This is a genomic window from Amycolatopsis tolypomycina, assembly GCF_900105945.1.
In the GTDB taxonomy this organism is placed as follows: Bacteria; Actinomycetota; Actinomycetes; order Mycobacteriales; family Pseudonocardiaceae; genus Amycolatopsis; species Amycolatopsis tolypomycina.
Window position 1 is genome coordinate 7505677 of the sequence record NZ_FNSO01000004.1, and the last position, 13342, is coordinate 7519018.

General features: G+C 72.0%; 12 protein-coding genes. 5 read left to right on the forward strand and 7 right to left on the reverse strand.

The window, feature by feature from the left end; translation table 11 throughout:
* Positions 1–118: 118 nt before the first annotated feature.
* From BLW76_RS44230 to BLW76_RS44250, 5 genes are all read right to left on the reverse strand, one after another.
* Positions 119–2863: an ATP-binding protein gene (locus tag BLW76_RS44230; protein ID WP_091318330.1), complete on the reverse strand. Its 2745-nt coding sequence runs from the start codon at positions 2861–2863 to the stop codon at positions 119–121.
* A 70-nt stretch (positions 2864–2933) separates the two neighbouring features.
* Positions 2934–3395 carry a hypothetical protein gene (locus BLW76_RS44235; protein WP_091318332.1) on the reverse strand — a complete coding sequence of 154 codons (462 nt, stop codon included), beginning with the start codon at positions 3393–3395 and terminating at the stop codon, positions 2934–2936.
* Between the two features lie 24 nt (positions 3396–3419).
* Positions 3420–3992, reverse strand: coding sequence for a VOC family protein (locus BLW76_RS44240; protein WP_091318333.1), 573 nt, complete (start codon positions 3990–3992; stop codon positions 3420–3422).
* Positions 3993–4150: 158 nt separating this feature from the next.
* Positions 4151–4828, reverse strand: coding sequence for a hypothetical protein (locus BLW76_RS44245; protein WP_091318335.1), 678 nt, complete (start codon positions 4826–4828; stop codon positions 4151–4153).
* 54 nt (positions 4829–4882) lie between these two features.
* The gene (locus tag BLW76_RS44250; RefSeq protein WP_143060802.1) at positions 4883–5611 is read right to left on the reverse strand and encodes a hypothetical protein; all 729 of its coding nucleotides are present in this window, start codon (positions 5609–5611) and stop codon (positions 4883–4885) included.
* Positions 5612–5908: 297 nt separating this feature from the next.
* Between BLW76_RS44250 and BLW76_RS44255 the strand changes: the two genes are divergently transcribed.
* A complete protein-coding gene (locus tag BLW76_RS44255; protein ID WP_425266070.1) occupies positions 5909–6595 on the forward strand; it encodes a 4'-phosphopantetheinyl transferase family protein in 687 nt (228 codons plus the stop codon).
* A 14-nt stretch (positions 6596–6609) separates the two neighbouring features.
* On the opposite strand, the gene BLW76_RS44260 is transcribed toward BLW76_RS44255, so the two are convergent.
* Positions 6610–7761, reverse strand: coding sequence for an isochorismate synthase (locus tag BLW76_RS44260; RefSeq protein WP_091318339.1), 1152 nt, complete (start codon positions 7759–7761; stop codon positions 6610–6612).
* An 85-nt stretch (positions 7762–7846) separates the two neighbouring features.
* Positions 7847–8158: an integration host factor, actinobacterial type gene (gene mihF / locus BLW76_RS44265; RefSeq protein WP_051767699.1), complete on the reverse strand. Its 312-nt coding sequence runs from the start codon at positions 8156–8158 to the stop codon at positions 7847–7849.
* A gap of 445 nt (positions 8159–8603) precedes the next feature.
* On the opposite strand from mihF, the gene BLW76_RS44270 reads away from it, so the two are divergent.
* From BLW76_RS44270 to BLW76_RS44285, 4 genes are all read left to right on the forward strand, one after another.
* Positions 8604–10232 carry a long-chain fatty acid--CoA ligase gene (locus BLW76_RS44270; RefSeq protein ID WP_091318340.1) on the forward strand — a complete coding sequence of 543 codons (1629 nt, stop codon included), beginning with the start codon at positions 8604–8606 and terminating at the stop codon, positions 10230–10232.
* Positions 10233–10332: 100 nt separating this feature from the next.
* Positions 10333–11622, forward strand: coding sequence for an ABC transporter substrate-binding protein (locus BLW76_RS44275; protein WP_091318342.1), 1290 nt, complete (start codon positions 10333–10335; stop codon positions 11620–11622).
* Positions 11619–12515 carry a carbohydrate ABC transporter permease gene (locus tag BLW76_RS44280; RefSeq protein ID WP_091318343.1) on the forward strand — a complete coding sequence of 299 codons (897 nt, stop codon included), beginning with the start codon at positions 11619–11621 and terminating at the stop codon, positions 12513–12515. Before BLW76_RS44275 ends, BLW76_RS44280 begins: the two co-directional genes overlap by 4 nt.
* Before the next feature lie 29 nt (positions 12516–12544).
* Entirely contained in the window at positions 12545–13327 is a 783-nt protein-coding gene (locus BLW76_RS44285; RefSeq protein ID WP_091318345.1) for a carbohydrate ABC transporter permease, read from the forward strand.
* The last annotated feature ends 15 nt before the right edge of the window (positions 13328–13342 follow it).

Genomic DNA, 13342 nt, shown 5'->3' on the forward strand with positions numbered 1-13342 from the left:
CCGGGCGGGGTTCCGGCGGCCACAGGCAGGCACAGCGGGCCTCACGGCCGCAGCGGGGTTCCGGCGGCCGCGAGGCTGCGCGCGACGGCCGCGAGTCCCGTGACCGTGGGCTCCCCGGCTACGCGCCGGCGAGAGCAGTGTCACGCAGCTGGCGGCGTGAGCTGATCCCGAGCTTGGTGAAGATCTTCCGCAGGTGCCACTCGACCGTCCGCGGGCTGAGGAACAACCGCGTCCCGATCTCGGGGTTCGAATAGCCGTCAGCCGCCAGGCGGGCGATCTGGAACTCCTGCGCGGTGAGCTCGCCGGTCGGCTCTGCTGTGCGCTTGCGCGCTGTCTCCCCGGTCGCCTGCAGCTCTCGGCGGGCCCGGTCGGCGAACGCCGTCAGCCCCATGGCGGACAGCTGCTCGTGGGCCGTGTGCAATTGCGCGCGAGCGTCCACGCGGCGGCCTTCCCGGCGCAGCCATTCGCCGTACAGCAGATGGCTGCGGGCGAGGTCCACGCGGAGCGCCGTCCCCTCGAGGCACGCGATCGACTCGCGGTAGCCGGCCTCGGCGCCGGTTCCGGTGCTGCACAACGCGCGTACGCGGGCGTCCAGCCCCCGCGCCTCCACCGTGCCGGCCGCCTCGCGCTCCGCCGAACGCGCCGCCGCGGCTCGCAGCTGTGTCTCGTCCCCGGTCCGCGATGCCGCCTCGGCCAGCTCGGTGGTCACGAGGCCTTGGACCCCCACCACGTCCTGGTCGAACACCCGGTGGGCGGCGGCCAGCGCGGCGTCGTGGTGGCCGAGGCCGTTGTACAGCACCGCACGCCCGTAGTCGGCGAAGGTCACCAGCCGGAGCTGACCGCGCGCCGAGGCCTGGCGCGCGGTGTCCTCGAACAGCTCCGCTGCCCGCGCCTCGCGGCCGCGGAACGCCTCGAGCAGCATCGCCGCGTAGCCGACCGGTGCGTTGCCGGTCACCTCGGCGATCACCCGGTCTTCCTCGACCGACGACGCCGCCGCAGTCAGCTCGCCCGCGAGCAGCTCGTTGACGCCGAGGAAGTTCAGGGCGAACTGCAGCTGCACGAGCGCGCCGGCGTCGCGGGCGAGCTGGACCTGGCGGGCGGCGAAGTCCCGCGCCGCCGCGAAGTCCGCCGCTTCGGTGGCGATCATGCCGCCGGCCCGGTTGCCCAGCAGCCAGCGCACCCGCTCGGCGCCCTCGGCCTCGACGTCCAGGGCCCGGACCGCCGCCAATGCCCTGGCCAGCAGCGGGGCCGCGGCCCGGTGGCCGTCGGTGAGGCGGGTGGCCAGTGCGTCCAGGACGAGGTCGACGGCGCGCGGTGGCACGGGCGCCGGGGGCGCGGCACGGGCCGACGAGGCCGCCGCCGCGAGACCGTCGCGGTCCGCACCGGCCCACAGCGCCGCCGCCAGCGCTTCCAGGAACGTTTCCCGCGCCCGGTTCGCGTCCAGCGGGACGAGCCGCTCGGCCGCGCACAGCAGGAGCCGGGCCGCGTCGCCGCCGCGCCGCTGGTCGAACGCGATCTGCCCGCGCAGCCGCCCGGCTTCGGCGGCGCGCCCGGCGTCCGGCGGCCCGGCCTCCGCCGAGTCCAGGAGCCCGAGGGCCTCGTCGAGCGCGCCGGCATCGCGCTTGACGGCGGCCGCCGCGAGCTCGCGGTCCGCGCGCCGGGCGGGCTCGGGCGTCAGGAGCGCCGCCTGTTCGAAGAACGCGGCCGCCGCGACCAGGCCACCGCGGGCCCGGGCGCGTCCCGCCGAGCGTTCGAGATCGGCCGCGACGTCCTCGTCCGGGGAGACGGTCGCCTGCGCGCGGTGCCAGGCGCGGCGGTCGGGGTCACGGCCGGGGTCGGTCACGTCCGCCAGTGCCCGGTGCACGTCCTGCCGGTCCCGGGCCGGCGCCGACCGGTACACCGCCGACCGCACCAGCGGGTGGCGGAACCGGATCCGGCGGCCGAACTCGATCAGCCCGGTCGCGTCGGCCGCCGCCGCGGGGTCGGCGCCGAGCCCGAGCCGGCCGGCCGCGGCCCAGAGCAGGGTGGCGTCGCCGAGGGGCTCGGCGGCGGCGATGAGCAGGAGCCGCCGGGTGTCGGCGGGCAGCGGGGCCAGCTGTTGGACGAAGCACTGTTCGATGCGGCCGGCGAGCGGCACCGCGCCGGGCTGCCCGAACCCGTCGGCCGCCGTCCACGCGCGGGGCAGTTCCAGCAGGGCGAGGGGGTTGCCGTGGGCTTCGGCGATGATCCGGTCGCGGACCCGGCCGTCCACCGGTCCCTTGACCACCGAGTCCAGCAGCGCGTCCGACTCGGCCTCCCCCAGGCCGCCGATCGGGAGCTCCGGCAGCCCGGCGAGGTCGAGTTCGCGGCCGGTCTCCCGCAGCGCGAAGACGACCACGATCCGCTCGGCGAGGAGGCGGCGGGCGACGAAGGCGAGCACCACCTCCGACATCCGGTCGAGCCACTGCACGTCATCGACCAGGCAGAGCAGCGGCTGTTCCTCGGCCACGTCGGCGAGCAGCGTCAGCACCGCGAGCCCGATCAGGAACCGGGTCGGGCGGGCACCGGCGTTCAAGCCGAAGGCCGTGCCGAGCGCGTCGCGCTGGGGTTCGGGGAGGCGGTCGAGCCGGTCGAGGAACGGCGCGCACAGCTGGTGCAGCCCCGCGTAGGCCATCACCTGCTCGGACTCGACGCCGGCCGCGCGCGCGACGCGGAATCCCCGCGCCTGCGCGTTCACGTACTCCAGCAGCGCGGACTTGCCGATCCCGGCCTCGCCGCGCAGGACCAGCACCTGGCCCCGCTCCGACCGTGCGTCGGCCAGGAGGCGATCGAGCGCGGCGCATTCGCGGTGCCGCCCGATCAGCGCCGGTGCACGCCCCGGCATGCGAACCTCCCACGACCGCCCGGCGACGACCGTGCCGGGTCACCGAACCCTAGCGCAGCCGGCGGGCACGTCACGCGTCGTCGTGAGTGCCCGCACTCCGCGCTTCGATGGCCTTGGCCGTCTTCGCCAGCGACCCGCCGAGCACCCGCTTGCCCAGCAGCCCGAGCAGGCCCCCGAGCAGCCGGCCCTTGAGGTTCTTGCCCTCCCGGACGACCACGGCGTCGACCTGGGTCGTCCCGTCCGCCAGCCGCGTGAAGGTGTAGGTGTGCCCGGAGGCGCCGCCCCACGTGTTGGAGTCGGTGGTCGTCATGACGACCCGGGCCGGGTCGGACCAGTCGTAGCGCAGGCGTTCCCAGATGCCGCCCGAGCCTTCGGTGACGTCGGCGTGGTCCGGGCCCTGCTCGTGCACGCGCAGGTACTCGTCGGCGCTGCGGCCGAAGAGCTTCGCACGTTCCGGACCGAAGTCGGTCAGGCCGGCGAGGAACTGTTCGGGCGAGGCGGTGGTCACCTGGCGCAGGTGGATCGTGGACATTTTCGTCTCCCGGATGCGAAGGGTTCAGGCGTCCTGGTGCGCGGCCATGTGACCGGCGTACCAGACGGGCCACTCTTCGTCGTACTGCCCGGTTTCCTTTTCGTGCTCGCCGTGCGCGGCCGCGGCCCGCCGCAGCGCCTGTTCCAGCTCCGCGGCGGAGCCGTAGGTCACGCCGGAGACGCGGCCGGGGAACCGGGTGGTGATCTCCTGGAGCAGCCAGGTGTTGCCGTCGGGATCGCTGAACGACGCGAACGACCCGTAGGTGCCGTGGTCGGGGTGCACGCCCGGGGCGAAGGCGCCGGTGGCGTCGCGGTGGAACACCTCGCTGACGTCGACGCCGTGCCCGGCCAGCTCGGCACGGGCGGCCTCGATGTCCTCGACGACGAGGTAGGTGCCGCGGACCGATCCGGGGGCGGCGTCGGTGATGCCGGTGCCGAAGTGGACCGACGCGGCCGACCCCGGCGGGGTCAGCTGGACCACCCGGGCGCTGCCGAAGACGATGTCGGCGTCTTCGCGCCAGCCGAGGGTCTTGTAGAAGTGCTTGGTCCGGTCGACGTCGGTGACGGGCAGGACCACGACCTCGAGTTTCATGTCCATGATGGGCAACTCCTCTGTGGGTGGCGGCGGGTTCGCCGCTCGACACCCACAGTGGCCCCCGGTGGGTGCCCTTCGCCCCAGGGAGACACCCTGGTCGGTACCCGGGTACGCCACAGGGCCGGAAGCGTGTCCTTCCGGCCCTGTGCGTGGGTGCGCTGTTACTTGTGCAGGAGCTGGGCCACCGGTGCGGTGGCCGCGCCGGTGTTGTCGCGGCCGCCCTGGTTCAGCGGTGTGTTGCCGGCCGGCTGGGTGAGCCCGGTGAGCGAGGTCAGCTGGGTGAGGTCGGACAGCCCGGTCAGCGCCGGGGCCTGCGTCGGGAGGAGCCCGCCGGTGCTCGGCAGCAGCCCGCCCACCAGCGGGAGCCCCGCCGCGGGGGCGGCCGCACGCGACTCGGGCGCCGCCTCGGCCGCGAAGTCGGTGGTGTGCAGGCCGGTGACCCGGGTGCCTTCCTCGGGGTCGAGGGGCCGGGTGGAGACGGAGCCGTGCACCGGCAGCCCGCCGTCGACCGGGAGAACGGGCAGTTCGGTGGCGCCCAGCTCGCGTCCCAGCGGCGCGTTGAGGTCGTGTTCCGGCAGTTCGCCGTCGACTTCGGCGCCCGGCACCAGCTGCTGCCGGAACAGCTCCGCCGGCACCGTGTGCAGCACCTCGGCGAGGGGCCGGGCCGCGTCCGCGCCGGTCATGACCTGCTCCAGCGGCCGCGCCGCCTGGAGGCCGCCGGTGACGCCCTCGACGGGGGTCGTGACGCCGTCCAGCGCGGAGGCGCTGCCGGTGCCCACCATCAGCAGGCCGCCGCTGACCAGCGCCACCTGCAGGGTCCGCTTCGTGTGAATGCGCATGACAAATACTCCCTGGATGAAAAGTTCGGAAAATGGAACGGAGGCGGACAGCTCTCAGTCCGGCGTGACGCCGGGCTGGATTCCTGCCTCGGTGACGGCACGGTGCGGCACGCCATTCCGGCGGTGCGCAGGCTGCGCGTGTTCCGCCGAATACGGCTGCACGACATCGGCGGAACCGCGGTCGTGCCCGGATGCTGCACCGACGTCGGCCGAAATCGCGCTGGGCGGCAGCCAGGGCGCTCGGCCGGGATCGGCCACGCCGTCGCCGGCCCGGTGGTCCGCCGGCGCCCGGCCCGCCGCGGCGGTCGTGCCGGCGCCGCGACCCGCGGTCGTCGCCGGGAGGAGGACGGCCGATCGCTCCCGCGGGGCGCTGTCGACGGAGGTACGCGAGGCGTCGTCCGGCTCTGCGGCACCGGCGCTCGGCGTGGCCGCGGAGCTGCGGGCGGGCGCGTCGCGCTTCGCCAGGCCGGTGGCGGTCGCCGCGATGCGCCGGACCGCGGCCACGGTCGCGGGGACCGAGTCCACCGCGTGGCCCACGTGCTCTTCCAAGGTGCCGGCCAGCCGGGCCGTGTCCGCGACCGCTCCGGACGCGACGTCGTGCACCACCGGCACCGAGCCGGTGACGACGGCCGGGGCATCCAGCGGGGCGTCGGTGAGGGTGCCGGCCGACGCGGTGGCCGTCAGCCACCCGAGCGCGCAGGCCGCGGCCGCGCCGCCGACGACGACCAGCACGCGCAGCAGGGTGCGACCGGACTTCGCCGTGTCGACTTCCCGCCTGGCCACGATCGTCATCCCGCCCTGTTCTCCGATTCGGATGCGCAGCAATAAAACCACAACCCCATTCACGGCTTTCGCCTTACCCCGCTTTTCCGGGGCGCAATGAATGGCTATCAACTCGGGTTCGATTGCGCCAATTCACCCGATACAGCGATTGCAGCACGGGATTCCGGGAATTCTCGCGCACCCGATCGAGGGATTCGGGCAGCGGCCGGTCCGCCTGGGCGTGGTGACGTACGACCGGGAGGCAACCTCGGCGATCGCGTGACAACGGCTTCCGGGACCGGAAAGATCGAGGGCGTGATGGAGATCGAGGTCCGCTGGTCGTCGCCGTTGCCCGCCGAAGAACGCTTCCTGCGCCTGCTCGACGAGGTCGAGCAGGGGCGGTTCGAGGCGTACCGGCAGGACGCGGACAAGCGGCGTTTCCTCACCGGCCGTGTCCTGGCGAAGACGGTCGCGGCCGAGCGGCTCGGCCTGGCGCCCGAGGCCATCGAGTTCGACGCGACCTGCGAAGACTGCGGCAAGCCCCACGGCAGGCCCCGCATCCCGGGCGCGGACCTGACGCTGTCGATCTCCCATTCGGGCGACCTGATCGGCATCGCGGCGACCCCCGCGGTCCCGGTGGGCCTGGACGTCGAGACGGCCACCCGCCGCGCGGACGACGGCCTGATCGAGTACGCGCTGAGCCCGGCGGAGGCGGCGCACCTGGCGGGCCTGGACGCGGACGAGAAGGCCGCGGCGTTCTTCGTCTACTGGACCCGCAAGGAAGCGGTGATGAAGGCCACGGGCAAGGGCCTGCGCATCCCACTGCAGAGCATCACGTTCTCCCGCTACGACGAGCCGGCCCGCCTGGCCGCCTCGGGCGACCCGGCCCTGGACCCGGCGACGACCCGCTTGGCGGACCTGAAGGCCACGGACGGCTACCGCGCGGCCATCGCGGTGCTGACCACCGAGGAGCTGTCGGTCACCGAGGAGCACTGGGTCCCCTGAGCCCGATGGGCTGGTCAGACCGGCAGGTCCGCCAGGCCCATCGCGGTCAGCAAAGTGCGGAACTTCGCCGTCGTCTCGTCCAGTTCCGCCTGCGGATCCGACGCCGACACAATCCCGCCGCCCGCGTACAGCCGCATCGATGTCGACGCTATCTCCGCGCAGCGGATCGCCACCGCCCACTCGCCGTCACCTGCCGCGTCGACCCAGCCGACCGCTCCCGCGTAGTAGTCGCGGTCGAAGGGCTCCAGCTCCTGGACCAGGTCACGCGCCCCCTCGGTCGGCGTGCCGCAGATCGCCGGGGTCGGGTGCAGTGCCGCCGCCAAGTCCAAAGCCGTGATGTCGGGATCCGCCAGCGAACCCGTGATCGGGGTGCGCAGGTGCCAGATCGCCGGCGTCGTCACCAGCTCCGGGCCCGCCGGGACGTCCAGCCTCCGGCAGAACGGCCGCAGCGCCTCGACCAGGTAGTCGATCACCACCGCGTGCTCGAGCTGGTCCTTGCGGGACGTCCGCAGCGCCTCGCCGTTCGCGCGGTCGACGACCGGGTCGGCCGAACGCGGCATCGAGCCCGCGTGCGGTGACGAGAACACCGTCCGGCCGGTGCGGCGCAGCAGCAGCTCGGGCGTGGCGCCCACCAGCGACCGGCCGCCCGGCAGCTCGGCCGCGTACGTGAAGTGGCGGGGATTGCCGACGGCCAGGTTCCGCACGATGCGCTCGGCGGGGATCGGCGCGGCGAACTCGAGGTCCAGCGCCCGCGCCAGGACGGCTTTCCGCAGGTCACGGGACGCCAGGAAGGAAACCGCGGACCGCACGGCAGCCATGTGCAGCTCGGGGGACGGCACCGCACGCACGCGCACGGGTGCCGGCAGGGTCTCCCGCGGCAGGCTGGGAGTGCCCGAGGCCCGGTGGACGGTCCGGGGCACGACGAGGTGGCCCGGCACCTTCGTGTCGGGCCCGGTGTCGAACGGCAGGACGCCGACGGCCAGCGGGGCGCCCGTCTCGGCCAGCACGCCGGGGACCACCGCGGCGAGCCGCCGGGGGTCCGTCTCGGTGACGGTGCGGATCGTGCCCTGCGCGAGGAGTGCGCGCGAGGCCGTCGTGAAGAGGAAGTCGCCTCGCTGGTAGCGGGCGGCGAGGTCAACCGGGGTCGCCGGATCAGGAGAACTCACAGGACCCAGCCTCCCAGGCGGAGGGAGGTCCGCGAGGGAAGTGTCGCCAGCGACACTCCCCTCGCGGTCAGCTCCAGGTGACGAGCTACTTGAGCGCGTCGATGAGCGCCTCGCGCTGGCGCTCGCCCAGGCCGGCCGCACGCCGGTCCGGGTCGATGCCGGCCTGCTCGAGCAGGGCGGCGACCTTCACCGCGCCGAGGCCGGGGACGGCCTTCAGCAGCTGGGTGACCTTCGTCTTCCCGATGGTCTTGTTCTCCTTGGCCTGCTTGAGCACCTTCTCGATGCTCTCCTTGCCGGACTTGATCGACGCGAGCAGCTCCGAACGCGCCTTGCGAGCCTCGGCGGCCTTGGCCAGGGCCTCGGCGCGCTGCTCCGGAGTCAACGTAGGCAGAGCCAACGTAGTGTCCTTTCCTCTCAGGTCTCCGCTTTCGCGGCCGACAGCTTTTGTGAGTGCTTGCTCCTGCAAGCGCTGCTCAGCCGTCTCTTGCCACGGGCCCAGTAAACGCCACCCGCTTCTTGGCCGTGCAACCGACACGCACTTATTACCCCCGGAGGTGATACCGGGCAACCCGCTCCGGCCTGCGGAAACGCTCCCAAGAAGCGGCTCGCGTGGCGCGTCTCACCCGGACGTGGAGGGTCCGCTACGCAATGTTCTCGTGCACATTTCCTTGTCCATAAGGAAAAGCCGGAAAATTGATGATCTTGATCATCGTCCGGTCGTCGCCCGATCGCGCGACGACCGTGACCGAACGGAGCCGTTGTTGACCATGCCCGCTTCACCCGATCCGCACTAGAGTCGGCGCAACCCCAGTTCACCGGCGAACGACCCCCCGGGAGCGACCATGTTGAGCACCATGCAGGACGGCCAGCTGTCGCTGGCGAACCTGCTCCGCCACGGCACGTCGGTGCACTCGGCGAGCGAAGTCATCACCTGGACCGGTTCAGAAGCCCGCCGCGAGAGCTACGGCGACCTGGGCGGGCACGCCGCCCGGCTCGCGAACGCCCTCCGCGGCCTCGGTGTGACGGGCGACCAGCGCGTCGGCACGTTCATGTGGAACAACGCCGAGCACATGGCCGCCTACCTGGCCGTCCCGGCGATGGGCGCCGTGCTGCACACGCTGAACATCCGCCTGTTCCCCGAGCAGCTCGTGTTCGTCGCCAACCACGCCGAAGACCACGTGGTCATCGTCGACGGCACCCTCGTCCCCCTGCTGGCGAAGCAGCTGCCGCAGTTCAAGACGGTCCGGCACGTCATCGTGGCCAACGGCGACGCCGCGTCCCTCGAAGCGCCCGAAGGCGTCGAGGTGCACTCCTACGCCGAGCTGCTTGCCGCCCAGCCCGACACCTTCGACTGGCCCGACGTCGACGAGCGCTCCGCCGCCGCGATGTGCTACACCTCGGGCACGACCGGTGACCCCAAGGGCGTCGCCTACTCGCACCGGTCGATCTGGCTGCACTCGATGCAGGTCTGCATGACCGACAGCATGAAGCTCGCCCAGCAGGACAAGGCGCTGGCGATCGTGCCGATGTTCCACGCGATGGCGTGGGGCCTGCCGTACGCGTCGCTGATGGTCGGCGCGTCGCTGCTGATGCCGGACCGGTTCCTGCAGCCGGCGCCCATCTCGGCGATGCTGGCCGCCGAGAAGCCGACGTTCGCCGGCGCGGTGCCCACCGTCTGGCAGGGCCTGCTCGCCCACCTCGAAGCCCACCCGCAGGACATCTCGCACCTGCGCGAGGTCGTCGTCGGCGGGTCCGCGGTGCCGCCGTCGCTGATGCACGCCTTCCAGGAGCGGCACAACGTCCCGATCCTGCACGCCTGGGGCATGACCGAGACGTCACCGCTGGGCAGCGTCGCCCGGCCGCCGGCGTCCGCGACCGGCGACGACGCCTGGAACTACCGCTACACGCAGGGCCGTTTCCCGGCGTCCGTGCGCGCGCGGCTGATCGACGACGACGGCGCGGTGCTGCCCTGGGACAACGAGGCCGTCGGCGAGCTCGAGGTACAGGGCCCGTGGATCGCGGCGTCCTACTACGGCGGCGAGAGCGTCGACCCGGAGAAGTTCCACGACGGCTGGCTGCGCACCGGCGACGTCGGCAAGATCAGCCCGGACGGCTTCCTGACGCTGACCGACCGCGCGAAGGACGTCATCAAGTCCGGCGGCGAGTGGATCTCCTCGGTCGACCTGGAGAACCAGGTCATGGGCCACCCGGCCGTCGCCGAGGCCGCGGTCGTCGGCATCCCGGACGAGAAGTGGGACGAGCGGCCGCTGGTCGCCGTCGTGCTCAAGGAGGGCCAGAGCGTCACGCCGGAGGAGCTGCGCGACTACCTGGCCGACAAGGTCGCGAAGTGGCAGCTGCCGGAGAACTGGACGTTCGTCGACGAGGTGCCGAAGACCAGTGTCGGCAAGTTCGACAAGAAGCGGATCCGCGCGTCCTACTCCGAGGGAAAGCTCGACATCGCGCAGCTCTAACGGGTAAATCTCCGGCGAGTCTTCACGCCTTTGGTGGTCACCATGGGGGAACCTAACGCCCCTATGGTGGCCTTCAGAGCACGTCGGAGGGGTTCTGGGGATGCAGCGGAACAGGCGGAGTTTCCTCGCGATCGCGGGGATGGGCGCGCTGGCGACGGCGTGCGGGTCGAACACCGGACGGCAGGGTGACCCGCCGCCGTCGACGGCGTACTCGGCGGGGCCGCCGCCATCGGCCGCCTCGAAGGTCACGCTCCAGCAGTGGTACCACGCCTACGGCGAGGAAGGCGTCCAGGACGCCGTCAAGCGGTACGCCGCGGGTTACTCCGCCGCGACCGTGAACGTGCAGTGGAACCCGGGCGACTACGACTCGAAGATCGTCACCGCGCTGCAGAACAGCGCCGTGCCGGACGTCTTCGAGGCGCAGGTCAAGATCGACTGGGTGCGGCAGAAGCAGGTCGTCCCGCTCGACGACGTCATCGTGTCGGCGAAGAGCGACTTCAGCCCGGCCGTACTGGCCGCGCAGACCGTCGAGGGCCGGGTCTACGGCATCCCGCAGGCGACCGACACGCAGGTGCTCTTCTACCGCAAGAGCCTGCTGCAGGCCGCCGGCGTGCAGCCGCCGCAGACGGTCGACGAGCTCGTCGACGCGGCCGCGAAGCTCACCAAGGACGGCGTCAAGGGCTTCTTCGCCGGCAACGACGGCGGCGTCGGCGTGCTCACCGGCCCGCTGCTGTGGTCCGCGGGGCTCGACTACCTGAAGAACGGCAACCGCGAGGTCGGCTTCGACGACCCGCGCGCGGCGACGGCGCTCGCGAAGCTGCACGCGCTGAACGCCAACGGTTCCCTGCTGCTCGGTGCCCCGGCGGACTGGTCTGACCCCGGCGCGTTCGTCGACGGGCTGACGGCCATGCAGTGGACAGGGCTGTGGAACGTGCCGAAGATCCGGCAGGCGTTCGACGACGACTTCGGCGTCCTGCCCTTCCCGAAGCTGGACGGCAGCGGCGCGCCGTCGGTGCCGGTCGGTGCGTACGGCGCGATGGTGAACGCCAAGAGCGCGCACGTCGCCGAAGCCAAGGCGTTCGTGAAGTGGCTGTGGATCGACCAGACGCAGAACCAGCTGGAGTTCGCGACGAAGTTCGGCTTCCACGTGCCGGCCCGGCAGAGCCTGGTCGGCCGCGCCGACAGCCTCAAGTCCGGCCCGGCCGCCGACGCGGCCCGGTTCGTCCGGGAGAACGGCCACCTCGTCGGCGGTCCGGTGTGGACACAGCAGGCGAACACGGCGCTGTCCGACGCGGTCGCGAAGATCGCCAAGGAGGGCGCGGATCCCGCGGCGCAGGTGAAAACCGCCGTGGAAGTGGCGAAGGCCGAACTGAAGCGCCTGTACGGATGAAGCGGCGCGATGCGCGCGCGTTCTGGCTGTTCGTCGGGCCGTTCCTGGTCGGCCTGGCGATCTTCGCCTACCTGCCGATCGGCTGGAGCGCGTACCTGTCGTTCTTCGACGCGCGCAACACCGTGACGCCGACCGAGTTCGTCGGGCTGGACAACTACGGGCACATGCTCACCGACGAGCCGTTCCTGTCGAGCCTGGGCACGTTCAGCGTGTTCGCGCTGTTCATCGTGCCGCTGACGTTCGTGCTGTCGCTGGCGCTCGCCCTCGGCGTGAACCAGCTGCGGTTCGCGCGGGCGTTCTTCCGGTCGGTGTTCTTCCTGCCGTTCGCGTGCTCGTACGTGGTGGCGTCGCTGATCTGGAAGACGTCGCTGTTCTCGGGTGTCCGATATGGACTGGCGAACACCGTGCTGTCGGTCTTCGGCATCGACCCGGTGGCCTGGACCGGGACGGTGGACCCGCCGCTGTACTGGGTGGTGCTGGTGACGGCGCGGCTGTGGCTGCAGCTCGGGTTCTACATGATCCTGTTCATCGCGGCCCTGCAGCGGATCCCGGCCCAGCTGTACGAAGCGGCGTGGCTGGACGGCGCCAAGCCGGGCTGGCAGGTGTTCCGGCACATCACGCTGCCGCAGCTGCGCGCGACGGCGGTGGCGGTGCTGCTGCTCAACCTGATCAACGCCTACCAGGCGTTCGACGAGTTCTACAACATCATGGGCGACGCGCGCGGCTACCCGCCGTTCGCGCGGCCGCCGCTGGTCTACCTGTACTACACGTCACTGGGTTCCGGTGGCCAGGACCTCGGGCGCGGCAGTGCCGGCGCGGTGATCCTGGCGCTGATCATCGCGCTGGCGACGGTGCTGCAGGGCCGGGTGCTGCGGTTCGGGCGGGCGTCATGAGGGCGTTCCTGCGTTGGACGTGCTTGACGGTGGCGGCCGTGCTGTTCCTGCTGCCGTTCTACCTCCTGCTGCGCAACGGCCTGGCGTCGCGCGCGGACATCACTTCTCCACAGTGGACTTTCTTTCCGTCCACAGTGCACTGGGAGAACTTCTCCCGGCTCTTCTCTTCGGAAGACGTCCCGTTCGGCCGCAGCCTGCTCAACTCGGCACTGGTCGCGACGCTGCAGACGACCGGCCTGCTGGTGGTCTGCTCGATGGCGGGCTACGGCCTCGCCCGGATCCCGTACCGCCATTCCGGGATCGTGTTCTACGCGGTGCTGGCGACGCTGATGATCCCGACGTCGGTGACGTTCGTGCCGAGCTTCGTGGTCGTCTCGTCGCTCGGCTGGCTGTCGGACTTCCGCGGCCTGGTGATCCCCGGCCTGTTCAGCGCGTTCAGCGTGTTCCTGTTCCGCCAGTACTTCCTCGACTTCCCGCGCGAGCTGGAGGAGGCGGGCCGGATGGACGGGCTCAGCCGCTGGGGCGTGTTCCGGCGGATCGTGGTGCCCAATTCGAAGGGCTTCTTCGCGGCCATCGCGGTCATCACGGTGATCGGCAGCTGGAACGCGTTCCTGTGGCCGCTGATCATCGCCCAGTCGCCGGATTCGTGGACGGTCCAGGTGGCCCTGTCGGGCCTGCTGACGGCCCAGAACCCCCAGCTGAACCTGCTGTTCCTGGCGGCGGCGGTGTCGATCCTGCCGATCGTGCTGCTGTTCGCGTTCCTGCAGCGGTACCTGGTGCGCGGGGTGGCCGAGTCCGGCCTGAAGGGCTGAGCAGCAGGAGCCGGC